The sequence below is a fragment of the Clostridium sp. AF22-10 genome (assembly GCF_003478725.1).
Taxonomy (GTDB): domain Bacteria; phylum Bacillota; class Clostridia; order Lachnospirales; family Lachnospiraceae; genus Otoolea; species Otoolea fessa.
On sequence record NZ_QUFZ01000007.1, the window covers coordinates 107,274 to 132,712 of the forward strand.

General features: G+C 49.1%; 17 protein-coding genes and 1 pseudogene. 3 read left to right on the top strand and 15 right to left on the bottom strand.

Translation table 11 applies throughout. The annotated features are described in order from the left end of the window. Positions 1-20: 20 nt before the first annotated feature. From prfB to DWX91_RS07035, 7 genes are all read right to left on the bottom strand, one after another. Complete coding sequence (gene prfB, locus DWX91_RS07005) at positions 21-1,148, bottom strand: peptide chain release factor 2 (protein WP_117796089.1); 1,128 nt, start codon at positions 1,146-1,148, stop codon at positions 21-23. 212 nt (positions 1,149-1,360) lie between these two features. Then, on the bottom strand, positions 1,361-3,943 hold the full coding sequence (gene secA / locus DWX91_RS07010) for a preprotein translocase subunit SecA (RefSeq protein WP_117796090.1): 2,583 nt from the start codon (positions 3,941-3,943) through the stop codon (positions 1,361-1,363). A gap of 334 nt (positions 3,944-4,277) precedes the next feature. Then, positions 4,278-5,063 carry an RraA family protein gene (locus DWX91_RS07015; protein WP_207661054.1) on the bottom strand — a complete coding sequence of 262 codons (786 nt, stop codon included), beginning with the start codon at positions 5,061-5,063 and terminating at the stop codon, positions 4,278-4,280. Positions 5,064-5,236: 173 nt separating this feature from the next. Next, positions 5,237-7,507: a hydratase gene (locus tag DWX91_RS07020; RefSeq protein ID WP_118472584.1), complete on the bottom strand. Its 2,271-nt coding sequence runs from the start codon at positions 7,505-7,507 to the stop codon at positions 5,237-5,239. 98 nt (positions 7,508-7,605) lie between these two features. After that, on the bottom strand, positions 7,606-8,655 hold the full coding sequence (locus DWX91_RS07025; RefSeq protein WP_118472583.1) for a lactonase family protein: 1,050 nt from the start codon (positions 8,653-8,655) through the stop codon (positions 7,606-7,608). Positions 8,656-8,789: 134 nt separating this feature from the next. Continuing rightward, entirely contained in the window at positions 8,790-10,043 is a 1,254-nt protein-coding gene (locus tag DWX91_RS07030; protein WP_118472582.1) for an SLC13 family permease, read from the bottom strand. Between the two features lie 126 nt (positions 10,044-10,169). Beyond that, complete coding sequence (locus DWX91_RS07035) at positions 10,170-11,288, bottom strand: 2-methylaconitate cis-trans isomerase PrpF family protein (RefSeq protein ID WP_207661056.1); 1,119 nt, start codon at positions 11,286-11,288, stop codon at positions 10,170-10,172. A 379-nt stretch (positions 11,289-11,667) separates the two neighbouring features. Between DWX91_RS07035 and DWX91_RS07040 the strand changes: the two genes are divergently transcribed. Both DWX91_RS07040 and raiA read left to right on the top strand, forming a co-directional pair. Next, on the top strand, positions 11,668-12,510 hold the full coding sequence (locus DWX91_RS07040) for a LysR family transcriptional regulator (protein WP_117796095.1): 843 nt from the start codon (positions 11,668-11,670) through the stop codon (positions 12,508-12,510). Positions 12,511-13,184: 674 nt separating this feature from the next. Then, a pseudogene (raiA, locus tag DWX91_RS07045) lies at positions 13,185-13,711 on the top strand (ribosome-associated translation inhibitor RaiA). A 181-nt stretch (positions 13,712-13,892) separates the two neighbouring features. Here the strand turns inward: raiA and DWX91_RS07050 are convergent. The 4 genes from DWX91_RS07050 to trxB all read right to left on the bottom strand — a co-directional run bounded on the left by DWX91_RS07050 (position 13,893) and on the right by trxB (position 19,238). Further along, positions 13,893-15,560 carry a formate--tetrahydrofolate ligase gene (locus DWX91_RS07050; RefSeq protein WP_118472580.1) on the bottom strand — a complete coding sequence of 556 codons (1,668 nt, stop codon included), beginning with the start codon at positions 15,558-15,560 and terminating at the stop codon, positions 13,893-13,895. A gap of 124 nt (positions 15,561-15,684) precedes the next feature. Next, positions 15,685-16,329, bottom strand: coding sequence for a cyclodeaminase/cyclohydrolase family protein (locus tag DWX91_RS07055; protein ID WP_118472579.1), 645 nt, complete (start codon positions 16,327-16,329; stop codon positions 15,685-15,687). 253 nt (positions 16,330-16,582) lie between these two features. Beyond that, entirely contained in the window at positions 16,583-18,109 is a 1,527-nt protein-coding gene (locus DWX91_RS07060) for an SH3 domain-containing C40 family peptidase (protein WP_118472578.1), read from the bottom strand. 211 nt (positions 18,110-18,320) lie between these two features. Then, entirely contained in the window at positions 18,321-19,238 is a 918-nt protein-coding gene (gene trxB / locus DWX91_RS07065) for a thioredoxin-disulfide reductase (protein ID WP_107001366.1), read from the bottom strand. Between the two features lie 316 nt (positions 19,239-19,554). Between trxB and DWX91_RS07070 the strand changes: the two genes are divergently transcribed. Next, a complete protein-coding gene (locus tag DWX91_RS07070; protein WP_118472577.1) occupies positions 19,555-20,286 on the top strand; it encodes an elongation factor P 5-aminopentanone reductase in 732 nt (243 codons plus the stop codon). Here the strand turns inward: DWX91_RS07070 and DWX91_RS07075 are convergent. The 4 genes from DWX91_RS07075 to DWX91_RS07090 all read right to left on the bottom strand — a co-directional run bounded on the left by DWX91_RS07075 (position 20,283) and on the right by DWX91_RS07090 (position 25,421). Then, the gene (locus DWX91_RS07075) at positions 20,283-21,707 is read right to left on the bottom strand and encodes an MBOAT family O-acyltransferase (RefSeq protein ID WP_118472576.1); all 1,425 of its coding nucleotides are present in this window, start codon (positions 21,705-21,707) and stop codon (positions 20,283-20,285) included. The genes DWX91_RS07070 and DWX91_RS07075 overlap by 4 nt on opposite strands. Positions 21,708-22,321: 614 nt before the next feature. Further along, the gene (locus DWX91_RS07080) at positions 22,322-23,377 is read right to left on the bottom strand and encodes an electron transfer flavoprotein subunit alpha/FixB family protein (RefSeq protein WP_117796101.1); all 1,056 of its coding nucleotides are present in this window, start codon (positions 23,375-23,377) and stop codon (positions 22,322-22,324) included. Positions 23,378-23,406: 29 nt separating this feature from the next. Beyond that, positions 23,407-24,198, bottom strand: coding sequence for an electron transfer flavoprotein subunit beta/FixA family protein (locus DWX91_RS07085; protein ID WP_107001363.1), 792 nt, complete (start codon positions 24,196-24,198; stop codon positions 23,407-23,409). A 71-nt stretch (positions 24,199-24,269) separates the two neighbouring features. Continuing rightward, complete coding sequence (locus DWX91_RS07090) at positions 24,270-25,421, bottom strand: acyl-CoA dehydrogenase (RefSeq protein WP_107001362.1); 1,152 nt, start codon at positions 25,419-25,421, stop codon at positions 24,270-24,272. Between the last annotated feature and the right edge of the window lie 18 nt (positions 25,422-25,439).

Sequence of the window (25,439 nt, forward strand, 5' to 3'; positions counted from 1 at the left end):
CCAGGCTGTTTTATCTTCTTTTATGCTTCTTCTGTCTTCTGGTTTTTCAGGCTGATCCACTTTAAATACGCACTGATAAACAGATCAATATCACCGTCCATCACCGCGTTCACATTGCCGTTTTCCGCGTTTGTCCGGTGATCCTTGACGAGCGTGTACGGCTGCATAACGTAGGAACGAATCTGATTTCCGAAGTTGATGTCCTTGACATCGCCGCGGATGTCGGACAACTTCTCGGCATTTTCCTGTTGTTTGAGCAGGTACAGCTTTGCCTTTAACATCTGCATCGCCTTGTCCTTATTCTGGAACTGGGAACGCTCATTCTGGCACTGTACGACGATACCGGTCGGCAGATGCGTGATACGGATCGCGGAGGACGTCTTGTTGATATGCTGTCCACCGGCACCACTCGAGCGATAAGTATCGATCCGCAGATCGTCCGGATTAATCTCCACATCCAGATCTTCTTCAATATCCGGCATGACATCACAGGAAACGAATGAGGTCTGACGCTTGCCAGCCGCGTTGAACGGGGAAATACGGACCAGACGATGGACGCCTTTCTCCGATTTCAGGTAGCCGTAGGCATTTTCGCCGTTGACCTGCAGTGTGATGGACTTAAGTCCCGCCTCGTCGCCGTCCAGGAAATCAAGCACCTCGGTCGTAAAGCCCTTTTTGTCCGCCCAGCGCTGGTACATACGATACAGCATACTGCACCAGTCCATCGCTTCGGTACCGCCCGCGCCCGCGTTCAGCTTAAGGATCGCGTTGCAGCCGTCGTACTCGCCGGACAGGAGTGTCTTTGTGCGGAGTTCTTCCAGCTCTTTGACGAACTCATCTAACATCTCCTGAATCTCCGGAATCATCGCCGGGTCATTTTCCTCATAGCCCATCTCGATCATGACCTGGATATCCTCATACTGCTGTTCAAGGTGCTTGTAGCCATCCACTGTATCTTTGAGATTTTTCGCCTCACGGACCGTCTTGGTCGAGCGCTCCGGATCATCCCAGAAGCCCGGTTCTTCCATTGATTTGTCAAGCTCCGTGATGCGGCGCTCCTTATTTTCCAGATCCAGGGAATCCTTGACCTCTTTCAGCGTCTCATCGTAGGTTGATAACGTATACTTAAACTGATCTAATTCAACCATGCTCTCACCTTCTCCATTCTCATCTATCTGCTGCCATTTTTCTCAACGGTTCAGCATTCTTTCAGTTATATTTTGTTACGGATCACACACATATAGACCGTAACTCTTTTTTATATTTGGAAAAATTCCCGGAACCAGGTATTTCGCCATAGTTTCGGGAATTTTCTGCACAGACTGCTGCAAAATCACAGCAGCCTGCCTTCTTTCATCTATTAATTCTTCGCGTACAGCTTCCGTCCACAGCACTGTTTGTACTTCTTGCCGGAACCGCATGGGCACGGATCGTTCGGGTAAATCTTCTTCTCCTCACGCTTCTTCGGTGCCTGCACGGTGCTGTCGTCACGGTTGGTTCCCGTTACCTTGGCAGCCGGTTCACGCTCGACCTTCTGCTCTGCACGGATGTGGAACAGAATACGGACGGTATCCTCACGGATCGCTGCCGTCATGCTGTCGAACATCTCATAGCCGCTCATCTTATACTCAACCAGCGGGTCTCTCTGACCATATGCCTGCAGACCAATGCCTTCGCGCAGCTGATCCATATCGTCGATATGAGCCATCCACTTTGCATCAACCACTTTCAGAAGGATCACGCGCTCCATCTCGCGTACCTGTTCCGCGCTTGTAAACTCTGCCTCGCGTGTCTCATAAAGCTTCGTTGCCGCCTCTTTAAGCATATGTTTCAGCTCGTTTTTCTTCATATGCTGCTGGTCTTCCGTCAGCTGAATCGGCTCTAACGGGATAACCGGAAGCAGCAGGGAATTTAACTCGGACAGATCCCACTCAGCCGGTTCCTGCTCATCAGAGATGGACATATCTACGGCGTTTTCTACGATATCCGTGATCATCTTCATGATAACAGAACGCATATTCTCACCATCCAGTACACGGCGGCGCTCTGCGTAGATTGCCTCACGCTGCTCGTTCATAACCTCGTCGTATTTTAACAGGTTCTCGCGGATACCGTAGTTGTTGGTCTCGATCTTCATCTGTGCTTTCTCAATCGCCTTGGAAAGCATCTTGTGCTCGATCTGCTCATTCTCCGGTACGCCCATCGCGTTGAACATATTCATCAGACGCTCTGAACCGAAGAGACGCATCAGGTCATCCTCCAGGGACAGGTAGAAACGTGATTCACCCGGATCGCCCTGACGTCCGGCACGACCGCGCAGCTGGTTATCAATACGTCTGGACTCATGACGCTCTGTACCGATAATCTTTAAGCCGCCCAGTTCTCTGGAAATCTCATCCAGCTTGATATCCGTACCACGACCTGCCATATTAGTCGCGATCGTAACGGCACCATGGATACCTGCATCTGCTACGATCTCAGCCTCCAGCTCATGGAACTTCGCATTTAATACCTTATGCGGAATGCCGCGTCTTGTCAGCATCTTGCTCAGAAGCTCGGAAGTCTCGATCGTAATGGTACCAACCAGAACCGGCTGTCCCTTTTCATGGGCTGCTGCCACTTCCTCGACAACCGCATGGAATTTCTCTTTTTTCGTCTTATAAACCGCATCCTCGTAATCAATACGCTGTACCGGTCGGTTCGTCGGGATGGAGATAACGTCCATCTGGTAAATGTTACGGAATTCCTTCTCCTCGGTCTGTGCCGTACCGGTCATACCAGCCTTCTTGTTGAACTTGTTGAAGAAGTTCTGGAAGGTAATGGTTGCCAGCGTGCGGCTCTCACGGCGCACATGTACGTGCTCCTTCGCCTCAATCGCCTGATGGAGACCATCGGAATAACGGCGTCCCGGCATGATACGTCCGGTAAACTCATCGACGATCAGAACCTCGTCATCTTTTACCACGTAGTCCTTATCGCGGAACATCAGGTAGTTGGCACGCAGTGCCAGAATGATGTTGTGCTGGATCTCCAGGTTCTCCGGATCCGCCAGGTTTTCGATGTGGAAGAAATCTTCAACCTTCTTCACACCAGCCTCGGTCAGGTTGACTACTTTATCTTTCTCATTGACTACGAAATCGCCTGTCTCCTCGATCTCCTCGCCCATGATGGCTGCCATCTTGGAAAATTCTGCTGATTCCTCGCCCTTTTCCAACTGACGTGCCAGAATATCGCAGACCTCATAGAGCTTCGTGGACTTGCCGCTCTGTCCGGAAATGATAAGCGGGGTTCTCGCCTCATCGATCAGGACGGAATCGACCTCATCGATGATCGCATAGTCCAGATTCCGCATAACCATCTGCTCTTTGTAGATCGCCATGTTGTCACGCAGATAATCGAAACCAAGCTCATTGTTGGTAACGTAGGTAATATCACAGTTGTAAGCTTCCCGGCGCTCGTCGGAATTCATCGAGTTTAAAACCACGCCGACCGTCAGACCGAGGAATCTGTGAACCTCGCCCATCCACTCTGCATCTCGTTTTGCCAGATAGTCGTTGACGGTAACGATGAATACACCCTTTCCAGCCAGCGCATTTAAGTACGCCGGTGCGGTAGAAACCAGGGTTTTACCCTCACCAGTACGCATCTCTGCGATACGTCCCTGATGCAGGACGATACCACCGATCAGCTGAACCGGGTAATGCTCCATATTTAATACTCGTCTCGCCGCCTCACGCACGGTTGCAAATGCCTCCGGCAGAAGGTCGTCCAGCGTCTCGCCGTTCGCAAGGCGCTCTTTGAACTTGCGCGTATTGTCACGCAGTTCATCATCCGATAAGGCAGTCATCTGCTCGCGCATACCTAGAATCTTATCCACGATCGGGCGGATCAGCTTCAGCTCGCGTTCGCTGTGGGTACCAAACACTTTCTCTATCAGATTCATGCTTTTCTCTCCTATTTCTTACATTCTAAATCTAGTTATTTTATTTCATTCCATCATAAATGATATGTTTTAATACATAAAGATCATATAGGCATAGTTATACAATCTTATTTATTCTAACACTAACGGGGATTTTATTCAATGATTTCATTATTTTTTTACATTTACGCTGCGCTCGCGCCCGGCTGAGATAACCCGAACCTGCCGTATCCGGAAAATCCCAGCCATAAAATAAGCCCCTCCATACACGAACAAAGGGACCTGCTTACCTCGCTTCCAGCATGGTAAACAAATCCCTGTTCTATGAAATATATCCCCCGAAAATACCTATTTATTATTTTGCTTTTTTCAGTTCCTCAATCCCGCCGCCTGCTTCCAGAATCCGGGAAAATTCTTCTTCTTTTGCCGCGGACTTCTCCGCTTTTTCAAGCACTTCCTCGACAAGCTCATTCGGAACAATGCAGACACCCGAACCGTCTGCCACGATCAGGTCGCCCGGCATGACAAGGCAGCCGCAGAGGCTGACCGGTCCGTTCACTTCTGCACACTCCATGCGGTATTTTCCGGTCATCGGCGTCACGCCGCAGGAAAAGACCGGGAAATCCATCCGGCTGATCTCCTCCGTATCGCGGCAGCTTCCATAAGCGATGCAGCCTGCAAATCCACGTACTTTCGCCAGATGGCAGCTCTGGCCACCGATATTGGAATACTCCAGATTGCCTCCGAAATCGGACACCAGCACATCGCCCGCCTCGCCCAGGTAGAAAATATCCTTCGTGGACATCAAAATCTTATCTTTGTCTCGCTGTCCCTGCGTCGCCGTCTTGCGGGACGGGATGCTGCGGACCGTGACAGCTGTTCCCACCAGGCGTGAGCCTGCCTTGACTGGCTTTAAGCAGGTGTTTGGAACAGCACCGTGAATGCCGTAAGTATCCAGAATGTCCGATACAGCCGTACTCATATCTTCCAGCGCATAGTAGCGGTCAATCACCTCTTTGCTGGTACGTGGAATCTGAATCTGCACAATCTTTTCGCGCGGAACTGTGCCCCAGATGCGCCCTTCTGCCTTATATTTTTCATAATCAGCGTCTCTCTGCGCCTGCATTTCTTCTATATTCATAGACTCTCTTTCCCTTTCTTTTAAACTATTTCTCACGTTTTGGCTGTTTCAATCTTTCGCGACTGATTATACGCCCGCAGTCCCCGCCCCATCGGGCATCCGGGATTCCGGGCGTACAGACAGGATTCAGCGTCTACTCACAATACTCACAAGCAACCGCCCGATTCCCATTTTTATTTTGTGTTTTTGTAAAAGTTAATCAAGCTTCCCGCCAGCAGAACTTCCTTCTCCGCCTCGGTCACATCCTTGAGAGCCAGCATAAGCTTCCGGCTGCTGCCGTCTGTTCCGATAACGGTTGCTTCAAATTCCTTTGCACCCTTTTCAACTGCTTCACGGATACCCGGCAGATATACATACTCGCCAGCTTCCAGATTAATTTCCGCCTCATCACAGGTAAATGGAAGGATACCCCAGTTGACGCAGTTGCTGCGGTAACGCTTGGTTGCGTACTCGATACAGATGTCAGCCAGACCGCCAAGCACCTTCTGACAGCTTGCTGCATACTCACGGGCAGAACCATCACCCGGACGTTTTGCATACAGTACGGAACCAATACCGGTTGTCTGCATCAGCTCCTCAAGCGATGTTGTAACGCCAGCTGCCTGCAGTACCTGATAAAATTCACCAGCCTTAGCGCTGTCACCAGCCAGACGAGCCTTCTCATACTCCTGTGCCGCTTTCGCACGGCCAACATACTTCGGATCCTTACGAATCAGGGTAAATTCTGAAATCTTGTACGGATTAGAACGATAGGAGGCTGTCTCACCGGACGGAATCAGTTCGTCTGTGGTTGTCACTTCGTCACGGATTACGCTGGCTACCTGTAATAACAGATTTTCTTTTAACGGCTCCATCTCCGGCCAGTCCTTGATGGACGGTCCATAAACGATCTCTGTCTCCGGTTTTGCTTTTCCAAATCCATTGTATACAATGTTCTCGTAAATGTGCTCATTGAATTCATAGGATGGTGTTTCAAATACAACCGGGCAGTTCTCTGCAGAGGTTAAATAGCCGCCATTAAATGCAGTTGCCGCGATTGACTTGGAATCCATCAGTGCAACCGATGCGATCTGACCGGTTGCCGGGTTGCTTCCCTCACGGTTCGGGAAGTTACGAGTGCTATGACGGATACAGAAATCATTGTTTCCAGGTGCATCCGATGCGCCGAAGCACGGTCCGCAGAATGCTGTCTTCACACGCACCCCATATCCCATCAGGTCATTTAAGACACCGATTTTGTTTAACTCATACATAATCGGCTGAGATGCCGGATAAATATTGAATGGGAAGGTTCCCAGTCCTTTGTCCATCTTCTTCGCGATCTGGTCAACCGCATAGATATTTTCGAAGGAACCGGCTGCACAGCCTGCGATCGCCGCCTGATCAACCTTGATCTTGCCGTCATGAATCTTGGAGCAGAGATCCAGATGAATATCCTTGTTATTCTCGAAAACACGCTCTGCCTCTTTTTCTACCATCTTTAAATATTTCTCCGGTTCAGCGATGACATCTGCCAGCGGATATGCATTGCTTGGATGGAACGGAAGCGCAATCATCGGAACGATCGTATCCAGATTTACCTCTACTACGCCGTCATAAAGTGCTGCATTGCCCGGAACCATCTCCTTGAAGCCCTGCGGACGCTTGTGAATCTCAAAATACTCTTTTACCTTATCATCCGTCGCCCACACAGAAGACAGACAGGCAGACTCGGTTGTCATCGTATCAATACCGTTTCTGAAATCCATTGAGAGGCTGTGTACGCCCGGTCCAATGAACTCAAGGACTTTATTCTTCACAAAATTATTCTTAAATACCTTGCCGATGATGCTCAAAGCCACATCCATCGGACCAACCCACGGCTTCGGGGTACCGGTTAAAAGAACGGCAATCACACCCGGATAGTCGATCTCATAGTATTTTCCCAGCATTGCCTTTGCAAGCTCCGGACCGCCTTCGCCGATGGAGACAGAACCCTGTGTACCATAACGGGTGTGGGAATCGGATACAATCGACATATCGCCGGAGTTAACGATCATCTCACGCATGTACTGATGGATGACTGCCTCATGCGGCGGAACGAAGATACCACCGGATTTGCGGCAGGCAGATTCTGCATATTTGTGGACATCGGTGTTAATAGTACCTCCGACTGCACACAGACAGTTATGGCAGTTTGTAAATACACACGGCATCGGGAACTCTTTCAGACCGCTTGCGTAAGCTGTCTGGAGAATGCCGACGTAGGTATTGTCATACACACCCATAGAATCAAACTGGATTTCCAGATGTTCCATATTGTCTGAGTGATTGTGTTTTGAAAGCACCTGCCAGGTCAGTGTTTCTTTCTTTGCTGCTTCTTCAGAAAGCTTTGCAGCTTCCTCTGCACTTGCAATGTGATCGTTATTTATAATGAATTGTTTTCCCTCATGTAAGGTTACCATATATGTACTCCTTTCGTTACGATTCGTGCCAATCGAATCATTCTCATTTTTCTGCTAAAAATCGGCTTTTCAATTCAAAAATATCTCGGCTTTTTTCTCTACCGGGTCTTAAATACTATGCAGACGGGGCTCTCCGTTTCTACTACCACCGGATTTTCCTGTAAACTTCCATTCTCATTTCTCTTGAAGCATACAATGGTGTCTGTTACCTCATTGGCTGCAGCAACCCACTCTCCATCCGGACTGACAGTCAAAAATCTTGGCTGTTCACCGCCGGTCTTAATGTTCTGCATCCAGCTCATCCGGCCTGTCTCAGCGTCAAGATGGTACACGCTCACGCTGTCATGCTTGCGGTTCGATACGTACAGGGTCTTTCCCTCTGCATCCATATCGATAGCGCTCGCCCAGCCGTCTCCAGCATAGTCCTCCGGCAGACTCGTCAAAATCTGCATCGGCTCCAGCGTTCCCTCGTTCTCATCAAACCGGTACGCCGCTACCGTACTGTCTTTCTCATTCACGCAATAGCAGAAACGATTGCTCGGTGCAAATACGCAGTGTCTCGGCTCTGCCCCTGTGCGTCCCTTGATGGCAAAATGCTCTCTCAGTGTTCCTTCTGTTCCGTTTGTTTCAAATAATGTAATTTTTCCGACACCCTGAAGCCGTCCCTGGGATGGAACTGCCAGCCAGCGTCCGCTCCGGTCAAGCATCGTCTGATGCGGATGAGAAATATAACCCGGACCGCCGTTACCGGAAATGAAATACAATTCCTTGATTTTTCCAAGACTTCCATCCTTCAGCACCGGAATCAGTGAAACTGCACCGGTCTGTAAATTTGCCACATACAACCATTTTCCGCTTCTGTCAAGCACCAGATGCACCGGATTCGTTCCATGTGTGCCCACTGTATTGCAGTAGACAAGTTTTCCATCCGGCTGGATTCGATAAGCGCTGACTTCGCTGTAATCACCATGAATGGTATACAGCATGTCCTGTGCTTCATTCAGACAAAAATAGGACGGATTCACCGGACCTTCTAAAAGTCCAACCGGTTTCCAGGTTCCATTTTCTATTTCGAAAATACGGATGCCTTTGCCGCGGGCGTTGCGCTCCTTGGTGGTGCGGCATCCTACATATGCGAACTGTTTCATGGTAGATTCTCCCTTTCCTTAAACTTTCACTTAACGTTTGTTCAGAAACCTGCCTGTTCCATTTTCAACACCAAATCCATTCAAAATGGCATTCAAGTTTCTGAACTTCGGCTTTCTCCTCTTGACTCTGTCAATTATCCAACAAAACTTGTCACTCCAACGAAGGTCAGTACACACACAATCACAACGACCGTCGCAGACAGCGCAAACAGAGTACCGAACATCTTCTGCTGCTCTTTATCTCCGCAGTCCGTCTCCTGTGCATAGCTTGCCAGAATCAGGCTGCCGCCGGTTGAAAGCGGGCTGATACCTGCAACGGTTGCGCTGCACACGATTGCAGTGATAATCTGCATGACGGATGCACCGCCCACCTGGGATGCGATATCCGGAACCGTCGGAATCAGAGTCGGGAATACAACGCCGTTTGCACTGGAGAACCAGGACATTAAGCCTGCCGTAAAGCCCATGATCGGACCAGCCGTCCGCTTCGTCATAAAGGATGCCAGGATGGAGGAAAGCAGGTCGATGCCGCCCATTGTCTGGGTAATATTCATCAGAACATTGACACCTGCAATCAGAATCAGAACACTCCACGGAATCGCCTTAATCGCTTTTTTCTCATCTGCTGTTCCAAGTAAAATCAGAATCATTGCCAGTGTGAAGCAGAGAAGTCCTACATCATAGGAGAAGCCGACAACCAGCACAACCATGATTACCAGAGCAATCAGGCTGAGCCACTGATCCCGCGTAAATTTCTCTACCTTTTTCTCGCCGCTCTCTGCATTTCCGCGCAGCTTGTAGCCGCCTAAAAGGATATACATCGCAACTGCACAGACAAAGTTGCTGACGCTGACACCGATGAAAATATTGTTGATGGAACCTTCAATTCCCATCTCTGTCATCATATCACCTACGATAATACCTGTCAGGGCAATCGGGGAAGCCGTTCCGCCGACCGCACCGAGAATCGCCATGACGCCCATCAAAATCGGACTTACCTTCATCTGTACTGCCAATGCAACTGCAAAAAGGACGGTAACCGACTGCACGCTGATCGCGCCCGGTCCGGCTGCAGATAAACCAAAACTAACTACATAAATAATAATCGGTACTAAAAATAAATGTTTCCCGCAAAGTCCTATCAGACGATCCGATATTTTTTCCAGAGTTCCATTCTGCTGTAAGAGGCTGAAAAACAGCATCGTTCCGAGCAAGGTTGCAAACAGCTTAAATGGAAATCCCTTATAGATATCTGACGCACCCATGCCGCCAATTTTTCCCAGTATCAAAGCCAGACCGAAGCAGACCAGACCTACATTTGTTTTCTTCACAAATCCAAGTACAATCGCCCCAATCAGGCATCCAAGTGCTATTACCTGAAGTCCCATAATCATTCTCCCTCTTCTATCTTGTGTTTGTTGCCAGGTTACCTTTATTCTTTTACGACGTCCATTGCAATGTGGAAAAGCTTGCTTTTTTACTTTTCCAGCTATCTTCCACTTTCATTTCCTGCATTAGTCTCTCACATACACCCAGCCGTCCATGATACGTCTCGCCGTCCGTGTCACGCCGCCCTTGATGACTTTTTCGCCGTCCATCTTAACATCCACTTCGGTCACGCCGCTCGCATGTCCCAGACGGATAATATCCTGATCCGGCGCCGGGTTGACAATCTCATTGACGATTGTGCCTGAAATCCGTGCTGCTGCGCCTGTTCCGACTGCTACAGTCATCGGGTACGCCTTGTGAAGTGCGCCGACCGAGATCGCCCGGCAACAGAGATCCATCGTATCCGCTTTTACTTCATTTCCATCCATATTAATGTAGTCTTGCGGAGCAGAGACGATGGAAACTTTCGGAGCCGACGTCGATTTCGTCCGCGCGTCCTCCCAGTTCTCCACGAAACCGCATTTCACTGCCGCCATGCCGCGGATACGCTCGATGTGTTCCATCACATCTTTATTCTGATTCAGTTCCGTAAGCTCAGATCCCTTAATTCCCAGATCCGATGCTTTGATAAATACCATCGGGTTCGAACAATCAAGTACAGTCACTTCCGCCGGACCATATCCCGGTACATCGAATACCTCTTTTTTCTGACCGGTCGGGAACAGCTTTCCGGTCTTGGAACCAGCCGGATCCTCAAAATACATATCGATGCGGGAACCTGTTCCCGGAACCCCCTGAATTACCTCGTCGCCGTGTACCATCGCATGGCCGTCCTCAACGCGGACATGTTCCTCAATGATCTTATTGGTGTTCGTATTTAACACGCGCACCACCGTGATCGGCTCAACCGCCGGAACCAGACCTTCATCAATCGCAAACGGACCAACCGCCGATGAGATGTTTCCGCAGTTTGCACTTCCGTCCACTCTCGGAATCACGATATCCACCTGACGGAATGTGTATTCCACATCCACGCCCGGCTTGTCAGACGGTGCAATGATCGCAATCTTGCTGGTCGAGGAAACCGTTCCTCCCATGCCGTCAATCTGCTTCACATCCGGGGTACCCATGACTTTCAGGAAAATATCATCCCAAAGACTCTTATCCTCCGGCAGATCCTTCTCGTGGAAAAATACCGCTTTGCTGGTACCTCCTCTCATGTAGACACATGGATATTTTTTCATGTACATAATTCTCCTCCTTCTCCTATAATGCTTATTTTCATTGAACCTTCTTTTTTGTTTCACTGCTTCTACGTTGTGTTTTTACTTTCACATCTGCAGCTGCCCTTGTGCTGTGTTTTGAACGGAGTTTTCCTTGGCTCCTGACCTGTATCGCACGAAATTTTCAGTTCAGAAAATCCCCACCTGTGGACAGTTACAAATTCCTGCTGCCACCACGTTTTCTTACGGCACTTTCGGTTCCAAAAGTGCCTACCTGTGAACAGCAACCAACTTACTATTAATTTTTTCTTATACATACTATAACTCATTGCCCCATCCGCTGTAAAATGGTATGATCTTATCAAACTTCATAACGATTTGGAATGATAAGGAGTTCGATATGGATAAACGTGACTATGAACTGCTGCTGGCGCTCGACCAGCACAAAAATATAACAAAGGCGGCGCAGTCTCTCTATATGACACAGCCTGCCATCACCAAGCGGATTCAGAAGATGGAAGAAGAACTGCACTGTCCGCTGCTCATCCGCTCCAAGCGCGGCGTGCTCCTCACCCCGGCAGCCGAAAGCCTGCTGCCCTGCGCCCGCACGATCCTAAAAAATATGGAGCAGATGGAAGAACTCGCTGCCGCCAGCCAGGACTATATCTGCGGCACGCTGCGACTCGGCTGTTCTCTGAACTACGCCCACTACCGCCTCCCGGCAATCCTCAAGGACTACACAGACCGCTATCCCAAAGTAGAGGTGCATATCACGACCGAGCAGAGCCGCCAGCTCTACAAGATGCTTTGCAAAGAAGAAATCTCCCTCGCCATCCTGCGCGGCGAATATAACTGGGACGGCAAAAAGATTCTTCTCGCCTCCGAACCCATGTGCCTGATCTGCAGCCGCGAGGACGCAGGGCGTCCTCTGACCGACTATCCGTACATCAGCCACAACACCGACTCCGGCTTAAATTCCCAGCTTTTCTCCTGGTTCGAAGCGCGTGGACTGACCGGCATCCGACGGAATTTCCAGATCGACAGCATCGATACCTGCAAGGAAATGGTGCGGTATGGGCTTGGCTGGAGTATCCTGCCGTCCATCTGCCTGAATAATTTTGACGGCTACACCGAGGCACTTTTCTGGCAGGATGGCACGCCCTTCGTCCGCAATACGTATCTGCTCTGCCAGCCCACCAGTGATCGGCTTCCGCAGGTCAAGAAGTTTCTGGAACTTCTCTAAATGCCACCCTGCTTCGCTCCCGTTCAGGATGCCTGCTGTAAAACGCCGCCTCCCTGCCTATCCAGGTAAAACGTTTTTTCTTCTGCCATCCCGCCAACTTTATGGTAAACCAGACAAGTTGCACAAAATATATGTTCGACTTTCTTGTTGTCCACATTATCCACATTTTGTCCCCAGTTTTGTGGATAAGTTTTGCACACCCATTTTCTCCCTTTTTTAGGGAAAATGGAGTTTTACACCGACTTATCCACATTATCCACAATTTCCGTCTGTTCACGAAGCCCCCGTTTTCCCCGGCGCATTTTGATTTCTTTTTTGTTCAGATCTCATAAACTTGCATATTTCTTCCAAAAATACAAGCAGATCTATTGACAAATGAAGAACCCTTGCATTGCCTCCAAACCCCCGTTTTTTCTAGCTTTTTCGACCTTTTTCTGTTGCAAAAACACACCCATTCTGCCCTATCCTGCAAGACTCTTTTTTCATATTTCATTGTCCGCCGCACAAACCGCGCGCAAATCCCTTATAAAACAACAGCAATTCGTGAAAAATCAAACGACACAGTATTTCGACCTGTTTTTCAATTAATTGTGTTGACAATTTTGTGAAAAAGGTTGAATTTAACATCCAAAAGTGGTATACTATAGCCATCCCAATAAAAAGGAGCGATGATTATGCGTTATAAGATTACTGGAAGAAATATCAATGTTACCCCGGGGTTAAAAGCAGCTGTAGAGGAGAAGATCGGAAAGTTAGAGCGATACTTCAATCAGGACACTGAAGTGAATATCACACTTACGGTTGAGAAAGATCGTCAGAAGATCGAGGTTACCATCCTGTCAAAGGCACCATCATCCGTGCTGAGCAGGAAAGCAACGATATGTATGTATCGATTGATTTGGTAGAAGAAATCATCGAGCGTCAGCTCAAAAAATATAAGAATAAAATCGTAGACAAAAAACAGGCAGCCGTTGCATTCTCTGACCTCTTCATAAACGAAGAATATGATTCCAACGACGAAGTAGATATCGTCAAAGTAAAGAAATTCGCTATGAAGCCGATGGATCCGGAAGAGGCTTGTGTACAGATGGAACTCTTAGGACATAGTTTCTATGTATTCCTGAATTCCGAGACCGAGCAGGTCAATGTTGTTTACAAACGTAAAGGCAACACCTACGGATTGATTGAACCAGAATTTTAATTCATCGCTTCGTACTATAAGTAGACAAGTTTCCTGGCAAAAAGGGGAGCTGCCATGTGGCAGTTCCCCTTTTTGCGTTGTGTTAAGTTCCATTCATATTCTATTTCTTTTCGTAACTGTTCAGTACCTTCACAGTCACGCGCAGTAAATGCGCAGACCTACTGAACAGTTACTTCTTTTTTTAGAACAGACCCGTGATCCGTCCATTCTCATCGACATCGATCTTCTCTGCCGCTGGCATCTTCGGAAGTCCTGGCATCGTCATGATGTCGCCGGTCAACGCTACGATGAATCCTGCGCCCGCGGATACTTTCAGGTTGCGGACAGTTACCGTAAAGTTCTTCGGTGCGCCGAGCAGCTTCGCATTGTCCGAAAAGCTGTACTGCGTCTTCGCCATACAAATCGAATAGTTACCAAATCCAAGCTCAGTCAGGCGTTTTGCCTGTTTCTTTGCTGCATCCGTGAGTACAACGCCGTCACCGTGGTAGATCTTCTTCACGATCGCATCCAGCTTCTCCTCGATGGTTGTATCGGTCTCGTAGCAATAGTGGAAATCGCTCTCAGTCTCGCACAGGCGGATGACTTCTTTTGCCAGCTCCTCGCCGCCTTCGCCGCCTTTCGCCCATACTTCGGACAGAGCCACATTGACACCGACCTCATGGCACTTGTCCTCGATCAGCTTTAATTCTGCCTCGGTATCCATTGGGAAGCGGTTGATCGCTACGACACACGGAAGTCCATATACCTTGGTAATATTTTCTACATGCTGCATCAGGTTCGGAAGTCCCTTCTCCAGTGCTTCCAGATTCTCTGCGTTTAAGTCAGCCTTCGCCACGCCGCCGTGATGCTTCAGGGCACGTACCGTCGCTACTACAACGACCGCCGACGGTTTCAGCTCTGCCATCCGGCACTTGATATCCAGAAATTTCTCCGCACCCAGGTCGGCGCCGAAGCCAGCCTCTGTGATCGTGTAATCACCCAGCTTTAATGCCATCTTTGTCGCAATGACGGAGTTACATCCATGCGCGATGTTCGCGAACGGACCGCCGTGGATAAATGCCGGTGTATGCTCTAAGGTCTGTACCAGGTTTGGTTTCAGGGCATCCTTTAAAAGAGCCGTCATCGCGCCCGCTGCTTTCAGATCACCGGCAGTGACCGGTTCCTCGTCATAGGTATAACCTACGATAATCTTGGAAAGGCGTTCTTTCAGATCCGTAATGTTGCGTGCCAGGCACAAAACTGCCATGATCTCGCTGGCAACCGTGATGTCATATCCGTCCTCACGGGTCACGCCATCCACGCGGCGTCCCAGACCATCTACGATGTTGCGGAGCTGACGGTCATTCATATCGACAACACGCTTCCAGGTAATGCGCTTCGGATCGATGCGGAGTGCATTGCCCTGATAGATATGATTGTCCAGCATCGCTGCCAGCAGGTTGTTTGCTGCGCCGATCGCGTGGAAATCACCGGTAAAATGGAGGTTGATATCCTCCATTGGAATGACCTGTGCATATCCGCCGCCAGCTGCACCACCTTTGACACCAAAGACCGGTCCCAACGACGGCTCACGAAGCGCTACAGTTACCTTTTTGCCAAGACGTTTCAATCCGTCTGCCAGACCGACCGTGGTCGTGGTCTTTCCTTCTCCGGCTGGAGTCGGGTTGATCGCGGTCACCAGAATCAATTTTCCATCCTTGCCCTCGGTCTCTTTCAGAAGATTGTAGTCAACCTTTGCCTTATAATTTCCATACTGCTCCAGATACTTCTCGTCTACGCCTGCCGCCTGTGCAATCTCACCGATTTTCAGTGGATTCGCTGCCTGTGCAATCTCAATATCTGTCATCATTACTCCTGTACCTCCCTGTTTTTGCGGTTTTGCCTGTTCCGGAAGTTTTCACACAGTGAATGTTATCTGCTTTATCTTCTGTAAAAAAGATCCCCCTGTGAATTTCCCGGAAAGGCTGTGAATGTTATCTATTATATACTGTGTCTGACAATTTGGAAAGACACAAAATTGATTTTTCACAAAAAATTGCAAGCGATTCCAGTTTTTCTACTCTTTTCTCAAGTTCTGATACATAACTTTCGTCCTTGATCGATGCCAGATTGATCTTCACATTAAAGAGCGCACCCACAACCGCTGTCCGGGCTAACATCACCGCAATCAGACCGTCGGAAACGGCACCTTTATTGCCCCTCTTTACGACCGCTTCCGCCATCGGAAAAATCTTTACCGCTGACTCCGCAATCGCAAGCGGCGCTTCGGTCGCCTCTTTTAACCCCTGCTGCAGGGCGGCAGTGCGGATTTTTTTCTCCTCCTCCGTCTCCTTCGGAAGCTTCAGCGCTCTCATATATCCATTGAACGATTCGCTGTCCTTTTTGATCCCTGCCAGCAACTCCTCATGCAGCGCAGCGCCCTCAGCTGCCAGTGCCTGCATTTCCTCCTGCACCCCGGCATATTTTTCCTTTCCGATCGTCAGATTTGCCACCATTTCCATCAATGCCGCACCCAGCGCTCCCACCATCGCCGACACGCTTCCGCCGCCCGGTACAGACGCCTTCGAAGCAGTTTCTTCTACAAACTGGTTTACGGAAAGTTCTCTTAATTCTGCCATGATTTTTCTCCTTTTTTATAAAAAGAATGTGCCTTGGCACATTCTCGCGCCGAGCGCGGTCGCTTGCGACATGTTTCTGCTTCGCGCGAGTGCATACATTTTCCTATGAAAATGAAAAATACCGCAAAATTGCTTGTCTCACCGATCAGAAATCTTCTGCCCCGCTGGCAACGTAATTTTGCGGTATTCCCACCGAGCCCTACGGATATGAAATCGTTCCGTAAGAACCGATATACTCCTTTATCTGCGTTTACTAATTTAAGAATGAAACTGCCTTACACGGTGTTCGGTAGTTGGACGGCGAAATCTTGATGCCGCTCTTTGCCGTACTTGCGTGGATAACCTGTCCATTGCCTATGTAAAGTGCTACGTGATTGATATAATTGCCGCTCGCATAAAAAAGCAGATCGCCCGGCTGTACTGCGCTGACCGCAACCTCCTTGCCCTTTGCCGCCTGATCTCTCGAGCTTCGTCCGGTTGAAATACCGAAATGTGCAAATACACTCATTGTAAATCCGGAACAGTCCGCGCCGTTTGTCAGACTGGTTCCGCCGTATACATACGGATTTCCAAGGAACTGCTTTGCATATGCCACAACCGCAGAACGGGTAGCATTTGTTACTTCATTTCCAGAAGAAGACGTACCGCCTGTGCCTGGTCCGCCGCCCGGTCCAACGCCGCTTGCAGTGGTCGCTTTCGTCGCTGCCGCGGTAGTCGGCGCTTTCGTCTCAGCTGCCTTTGTCGTCTCCTTGGCTGCCGCTGTCGTCCCAGCTGCCTTGCTTTCGCTCGGATTCGCCTCTATTGTTCCGCTGTAGGAAGTCTCCGGTGCTTTGGTCGTCTCTTTGGCAGCTGCCGTGGTTTCCGCTGCCCTCGACTCTTCCTCGGCTTTCTTCTTTACCTGTTCCAGGTTCTCGATCGCCGCATTCGCTTCCTGTTTCAGTTTTTCTTCTTCAGCTTTCTGCTGCTGTTCCTCAGCTACGGAAACTGCCTGCTTAAAGTCTACCTGCGTCGTAATATAATCTTTATACACATATCCGACCAGATCATTATCGACGGAAATCTTGGCAAAATCGCCCTCTTCTCCGATCACCTCATACTCTGCATCGGCAGAAAGAAGATCCAGCGTCTTGCCCTCTAAGCTCGGCGTCTCTCTCAGGCGAAGCGTAGAGGTATTTGTAACCTTCGCGTAGGTTGTGCCGACTTCCCTGGCAATCTTGGACGCCTCCTCACCGGTCACAAAATACTGTGCTTTAATATAACCGGTCACGGAACCCGACTGGATATGGTACCATTTGCCGCCCTCGCCGTCCACCGTGTCCAGAATTGTCGCCGCACAGTTATTGTAAATCTTTCCGACTACCTCGCTGCCTGTGCTCGCCTGTGCGCGAACATTGACATAATTGGTCACACGGGAAATCGCGATATTATCGTAGATCGACTTGGACATCGCGCGGACAACCGCCTCAGTCTCGCCAGTTGTCTCCTTTGGCTGGGCTTTCGTCTCTGCTGCCACCTGTGCCGGTTTGGCTGTCTGCGCGCCGCCTGCCACGCCCGTCTGACCGGCTCCCGCCACTGCCAGAACTTCTTTAGAAGCAAATGCCTCCGCCAGCTCTTTTTCCGGGTTCAAGCTGCTCGCATAGTAATTATTGATCGCCACTGACGCACCAGCGACCGGGGCATCCGTCTCCAGATTCATCGCCGCCTGGGCGCTCATCTGTCCCGTCCCTGCCATCACAAGGCACGCTCCTGATGCTATCAGAAATTTCAGCGTTTTTCTCATAAGAACCTCCTACTCTTCTGTCCATTCTGTTCCGTCGTTTTATCTCAAACTGTAACTGTTCAGTACCTTCACAGTCACGCGCAAAAATCCATTAAAAATTGCCTACGGCAATGGGATTTTTGCCTGCTGACCCATGTTTTCGTACGGTCAGCGCAGTAAATGCGCAGACCTACTAAACAGTTACTCTGTTTTCTTCTATGTTAAAAATGAGTTATGCCTGAAGATATCGCTCTGCAGATGCCACGCAGTTTGCACCGTCCGATGCCGCTGTCAAAATCTGGCGCAACGCCTTGGTCCGGACATCTCCGGCTGCAAATACGCCCGGAACGCTCGTCTGACCGCTCTCATCCGCCCGGATGTAGCCCTGCTCATCAAGCTCTAACTGACCCGCATACAGCTCACTCTCCGGTGCGATTCCGACCGCAATAAAGACACCATCCACGTCCAGCCGCCTCTCTTCTCCGGTTTTGGTCTGTCTCAGCCGCAACGCCTCCACCTGAGCGTTCCCTTCAATCGCAACCGTCTCGCTGTTCCAGACAAATTCAATATTTTCAAGCGCCTGTAAGCGCTCCTGCAGCCGTTTTGCCCCGCGAAGCTTGTCTCTGCGGTGGACGATATATACTTTTTCACACATCCGTGCAAGAAAAATTGCATCTTCCAGCGCCGCGTCGCCGCCGCCCACAACGGCAACCGTCCTTCCCCGGAAAAATGCCCCGTCGCAGGTCGCGCAGTATGAAACGCCTGCCCCGCGAAGTTCCTCTTCTCCCGGCACCTCCAACGTCCTGTGATGTGCTCCGGATGCCAGAATCACACAGCGTGCCTCATACGTCTCTTCCTCGCAGACTACTTTCTTCACATTTCCTGAAAGCTCGACCTGCACGACCTCATCCTGTACAACTCTTGCTCCCAGCTTGTTTGCATGCTCCCGGAACTGTCTGGAAAGCTCAAAGCCGGTCACACCCGGAAATCCCGGATAATTGTCCACCTCCCAGGTATTCAGCACCTGTCCGCCGCTGATTCCATTCTTCTCTATCACAATCGTGTCCAGACATGCCCGCTGTGCATAAATCGCCGCACTCAAGCCAGCTGGTCCGGAACCAATGATTATTATATCATACATGGTATACAGTTCCTTTCTTCCGAATCTGTTCGGTAATTGATCCGCTCTATCGCTGTGTCAGATCCATTTGGTTTTAGTATAACACATTTTGGCACTTTCATACAATGCTGTAAAACACGCAGAAGAGCAAAAAATGGATGAAAATTTCTTACGATTTTATGACAGGCAGAAAAATGAAACTATTTCATGAATTTTAAATACATGCTATAATTCAATCAAATATGATGTTGGGGTCAAAAGCTTTTGACCCCTCTAATACCGAATTGCTCTGCACTGCGTGCTCCCGCAATTCTTAAAAACATTCGCATATAAGGAGTTTACTGCCATGAATCATAAAACTATCCTCGTAACCGGCGCTTCCCGCGGAATCGGGAAAGCGATTGCATTAACCTACGCCAGGAATGGCTGGGATGTCGTGATTACCTGCCTGAGGCGGGAAGAAGAATTAAAAAAGACCCAGCGCGAAATCGAAGCGCTGGGCGTTTCCTGCCTTGCCTGGATGGGCGATGCGGGCGATTTTGAGAGCTGTTCCCGCCTGTTTGACGCGATCCGGGAGCGCTTCGGTTTCCTGGATGTCCTCGTCAACAATGCAGGGATTTCCTACATCGGTCTGTTCCAGGATATGACGCCGGACGAGTGGAACCACATTCTCAATACCAACCTGACCTCCGTCTTCAACTGCTGCCGCCTCGCTGTTCCGATGATGGTGTCACGCAAATCGGGACGCATTCTCAATATTTCCTCCGTCTGGGGCGTCTGCGGCGCTTCCTGCGAAGTCGCCTATTCTGCCACCAAAGGCGGCATCAACGCCATGACGCGCGCCCTCGCGAAGGAACTTGCGCCGAGCAGCATCCAGGTCAACGCGATCGCCTGCGGCGCTATTGACACCGAAATGAACCAGTTTCTCGATGAAGAAGAACGGAATGCCCTGCTGGAAGAAATTCCAGCCGGACGTATGGGGCGTGCCGAGGAAGTCGGAAAACTGGCATACCAGCTGGGGAGCGAGAACTCCTATTTAACGGGACAGATAATTCAACTGGACGGCGGCTGGATCTAAAACCTGAAATAAATAAACGGATTATACGTGCTGCTGACGAGATACATGGTACACAAAAACAGCAGCACAGCCATAATCACAATATCCACTGTCTTTGTCACTTCTTTCTCATACAAATGCTCCCGCAGCTTCGGGCATATACTCTGCACGATGCCCGAAAGCAGCACGCCCAGCACCGCAAGAAAAATCACCTTCCGATTCACGAACAGCGACGCCGGATAGATGCCGTTCTCCCAGGTAAACATCTGATGCAGGATCACTTTCGCATCCGCCAGCGTATCGGCGCGGAAGAACACCCAGCCAACCACTACAACCAACGCCGTATAGATGTGATTCAGTCCCCGGAAGCAGTTCTTCTCCAATAGCTTCCCAAGTCCCATGCGTTCCACCACCAGAAACAGCCCATGGTACAATCCCCAGATGATAAAGGTTGCCCCAGCGCCATGCCAGAGCCCGGTCGCAAAAAAGACAATCAGCAGATTAATATACGTCCGCACCTGCCCTTTCCGGTTGCCGCCCAGCGGGATATAAAGATATTCCCTAAACCAGGTCGAGAGTGAAATATGCCAGCGTCTCCAGAACTCGCGGATCGAGGTAGAGATATACGGATAATTGAAGTTCTCCATAAAATCAAATCCAAACATTTTTCCCAATCCGATCGCCATATCCGAATATCCCGAAAAATCAAAATAAATCTGAAGTGTGTACAAAACCGCCAACATCCACGCATTGACCGTTCCCAGCTGTGCCAGCGGTTTCTCCATCATCCAGTCTACCGTCGCCGCAAAGGTATTAGCAAACAACATTTTTTTCGCCAGTCCGTAGGAAAAGCGCTTGATTCCATACGCCATCCCCTCCGCCGTACACTGCCGGTTCCCAATCTGTTCGCAGACATCGTGATACTTGACGATCGGTCCCGCGATGAGCTGCGGAAAGAAAGAAATATAAAGCGCCAGATGAAAGATATTTTTTTGCGCCTGAATCGTCCCCCGGTACACATCCACCACGTAGGAAAGCGCCTGAAACGTGTAGAAGGATATTCCGACCGGAAGAGCAATCTCGCGGAAAGAAAGTGTATGTGCGCCGCCCGCAAAGCGGCTTAACAGAGAATTTGCAATCTCGACTGCGAAGTTAAAATATTTGAAATAGCCCAGAAGAAGGAGGTTTAAAAACACGCAAGTTGTAACAGCAAGGCGCATTCTGTGTTTACTCTGCATCCTCCCAATCCACAATCCAAAGAAATAATTCAGCCCGATCGAAACAAGCATCAGAATCACATACTTCGGCTCGCCCCACGCATAAAAAAAGAGACTGGCAGCCAGAAGGACGCCATTGCGGATATGCAGATTTTTCGTTATAAAATAAAGCAAAAATACCGCTGGCAAAAAATACCATAGGAACACAAGGGAACTAAATAACATAAACCATACCATCCTGTATTTGTTGCTGTTCACACATACGTGCCCAGTAACGGAATTTGCCGTGGCTTCGCATTTAAATACGGCAAATTCCTGCCGCCACCACGTTTTCTTACGGCACTTTCGGTTCCAAAAGTGCCTACCCGTGAACAGTAACCTGTATTTTCTTATATAGCAGATAAATCATATCTATATTCCAGACACTCTATTATACGGGTAATCCCCCTTAATCTGTCAAGTGTTTTTGACCAGAATAAAGAATGTGACTTTTGTGTAATAAGGAATTCCAAGGAATTTTCTATTACATGAAAAAGAATGTGCCTTGGCACATTCTCGCGCCGAGCGCGGTCGCTTGCGACATATTTATGCTTCGCGCGAGTGCGCATCCTCGCGGAGCGTTTTTTGTTTCATAGGACGCAATTTCCTATTACACAAAAAAACCCTGCCTCCCAGGTTCATCACCTCGGAAACAGGGTTCTCTTTACTCGCTGGCACGGGACTGCGGAGTACTGGGTGGAGTAAATCCGTCCAGCCGGCGCTGTCTCATATATTTATCAGAGAAAAACATACAAAACTCTACTGCTATATGCTAAGAAGATTTCTCTTCCTAATTTTAATTAGTTGTTCTTAGCTGCTGCTTTTGCTTCTTTAATCTTCTCAGTCAGCATCGGAACGATCTTGTTTAAGTCACCTACTACGCCGTAGTCAGCAACATCGAAGATCGGAGCAGACTCATCTTTGTTGATAGCAACGATGATGTCAGACTCTTCCATACCTGCCAGATGCTGGATAGCACCGGAGATACCGATTGCAAAGTATACGTTCGGGCGAACAGTCTTACCTGTCTGACCTACCTGAAGATCCTTCGGCTTCCAGCCAGCATCTACAACTGCACGAGAGCAGCTTACGGTACCGCCGATAGCCTCTGCCAGATCATCCAGAATCTTGAAGTTCTCCGGGCTTCCTACGCCACGACCGCCGGATACAAGGATCTTAGCATCCATGATATCAACGGTGTTGGATACAGCCTTAACAACTTCCAGAATATCAACATATTTGTTGTTCTTTGTGAATCCCGGATTGAACTCAGTAACAACAGCTTTTTTGCCAGCTTCCTTCGGAGCCTTCTGCATAACACCCGGACGAACGGTTGCCATCTGCGGACGGAAATCCGGGCAAGCGATGGTAGCGATGGTGTTGCCGCCGAATGCCGGACGAGTCATAAGCAGCTGATTGTGCTTTGTCTCTCTACCCGGAACCGGATTCATCGGGAAATCACCGATATCAAGTTTTGTACAGTCTGCAGTCAGACCTGTATGGATTCTAGCGCAAACACGCGGACCAAGGTCACGACCGATTGCAGTAGCACCGATCAGGAAGATTTCCGGTTTGAACTCTTCAATAACAGATGCGATTGCATGTGTGTACGGCTCTGTACGGTACTCTTTTAACTCCGGATCGTCTACAACGATAACCTTGTCTGCACCGTACTCTGCTAACTGATCTGCAAGACCCTTAACGTCAGAACCAACTAAAACAGCGGTTACCTCTACTCCTAAATCTTTTGCTAATTCTTTACCTTTGCCAATCAGCTCAAAAGCGATATTGCTGATAACATTATCCACCTGCTGTGCAAAGACAAATACGCCCTTATATGCTTCTAAGTTGTTCATCTTATTCACCACTCTTTTCTATAAAATAATTAGATAATGTGTTTCTCTGCCAGTTTGCCAACGATATAATCTGCGGAAGCTGCCGGATCAAGTTCTACTTTCTCGCCAGCACCCTTTCTTACCTTATCGGAAGCTTTTGCGATCTGTGTCGGTGATCCCTTCAGACCAAGGTTGGAATCCTCAACCTCTTTCAGATCTTTTCTGCCCCAAACGGTGATCTCTTTTGCATATGCATCAAAGATTCCGCCCGGAGTCATATAACGCGGCTCGTTTAACTCTGCAAGAGCGGTTAAAAGACACGGAAGCTGTGCTTTTACTACATGATATCTATCATCATACTGACGCTCAACTACGATGTATTTCTCAGCTTCGTTTACTTCACGAATCTTCTGAGCGTAGCTGATTACCGGAAGGCCAAGGTGCTCGGAGATCTGCGGACCTACCTGAGCGGTATCGCCATCGATAGCCTGACGGCCAGTAATGATTAAGTCATAATCCAGGTTGCGAAGTGCGCCTGCGATTGTCTGGGAAGTAGCCCAGGTATCTGCACCACCAAGTACACGGTCAGTTACAAGAACACCATTGTCTGCGCCCATAGCCATAGCCTCGCGAAGAACCTCTTCAGCCTTCGGAAGACCCATAGTAACTACGGTAACTTCTGCACCATACTGATCTTTTAAGCGAAGCGCTGCCTCCAGACCTGCTTTATCATCTGGGTTCATGATTGCCAGCATTGCGCTTCTGTCAAGAGTACCATCCGGGTTAAATTTAACTCCGCCTTTGGTATCCGGAACCTGTTTTACACAAACTACAATTTTCACGGTATTTTCACTCCTTATTTTTTTCTTTTTTCTCTAGGACTGAGATTGTTCTGATTTCTCTGCAGACTGAATTATTTTAACAGATCAGCGGAGATAACCATTCTCTGAACCTCAGATGTACCCTCGTAGATCTCAGTGATCTTAGCATCACGCATCATACGCTCTACGTCGTACTCTCTCGTGTAGCCGTAACCACCGTGAAGCTGTACAGCCTTGGTTGTAACTTCCATAGCAACCTCTGCTGCATACAGTTTAGCCATAGCTGCTTCTACAGAATAGGTTTTCTGTGTCTTCTTAGCAACGGCTGCTCTGTAAACAAGGAGCTGAGCTGCTTTAACTTTGGTAGCCATATCTGCCAGCTGGAACTGAGTGTTCTGGAACTGACCGATAGCACGACCAAACTGTTTTCTCTCTTTTACATAATCAACAGTTCTCTCAAGAGCGCCCTCTGCAAGACCAAGTGCCTGGGAAGCGATACCGATACGTCCGCCATCCAGGGTATGCATAGCGATGTGGAAACCTTTGCCCTTCTGGCCAAGCAGGTTCTCTTTCGGGATACGGCAATCTGTGAAGATCAGCTCGTATGTAGCAGATCCACGGATACCCATCTTCTTCTCTTTGGTACCGAAGGTGAAGCCCGGAGTTCCTTTCTCTACGATAAATGCAGAGATCTCTTTTTTCTTTCTGCCCTTTACTTCAACAACGCCTGTTACAGCGATGATAACGTAAATGTCAGCCTCTTTACCATTGGTAATGAAAACTTTGGAGCCGTTTAATACCCACTCGTCGCCGTCTAATACAGCCTTGGTCTGCTGACCCTGAGCATCTGTACCAGCACCCGGCTCAGTAAGACCGAAAGCACCAAGCTTCTCGCCCTTAGCAAGCGGAACCAGGTATTTCTGTTTCTGCTCTTCAGTACCGAAAGTCTGGATCGGATCGCAGCACAGAGATGTGTGTGCAGATACGATAACGCCGGTAGTACCACAAACTTTGGAAAGCTCCTCAACGCACATAGCGTATGTTAACGGATCACAGCCCTGTCCGCCATACTCCTTCGGAACCGGGATGCCCATGAAGCCAAGCTTCTGCATCTTTTTAACGGTTTCCTCCGGGAAGTGCTCTGTCTCGTCAACTTCCTGTGCCAAAGGTTTTACTTCGTTCTCGGCGAAGTCATGGAATAACTTTCTCGCCATTTCATGCTCTTTACTTAATGTAAAATCCATGTGTCTATTCCTCCATCA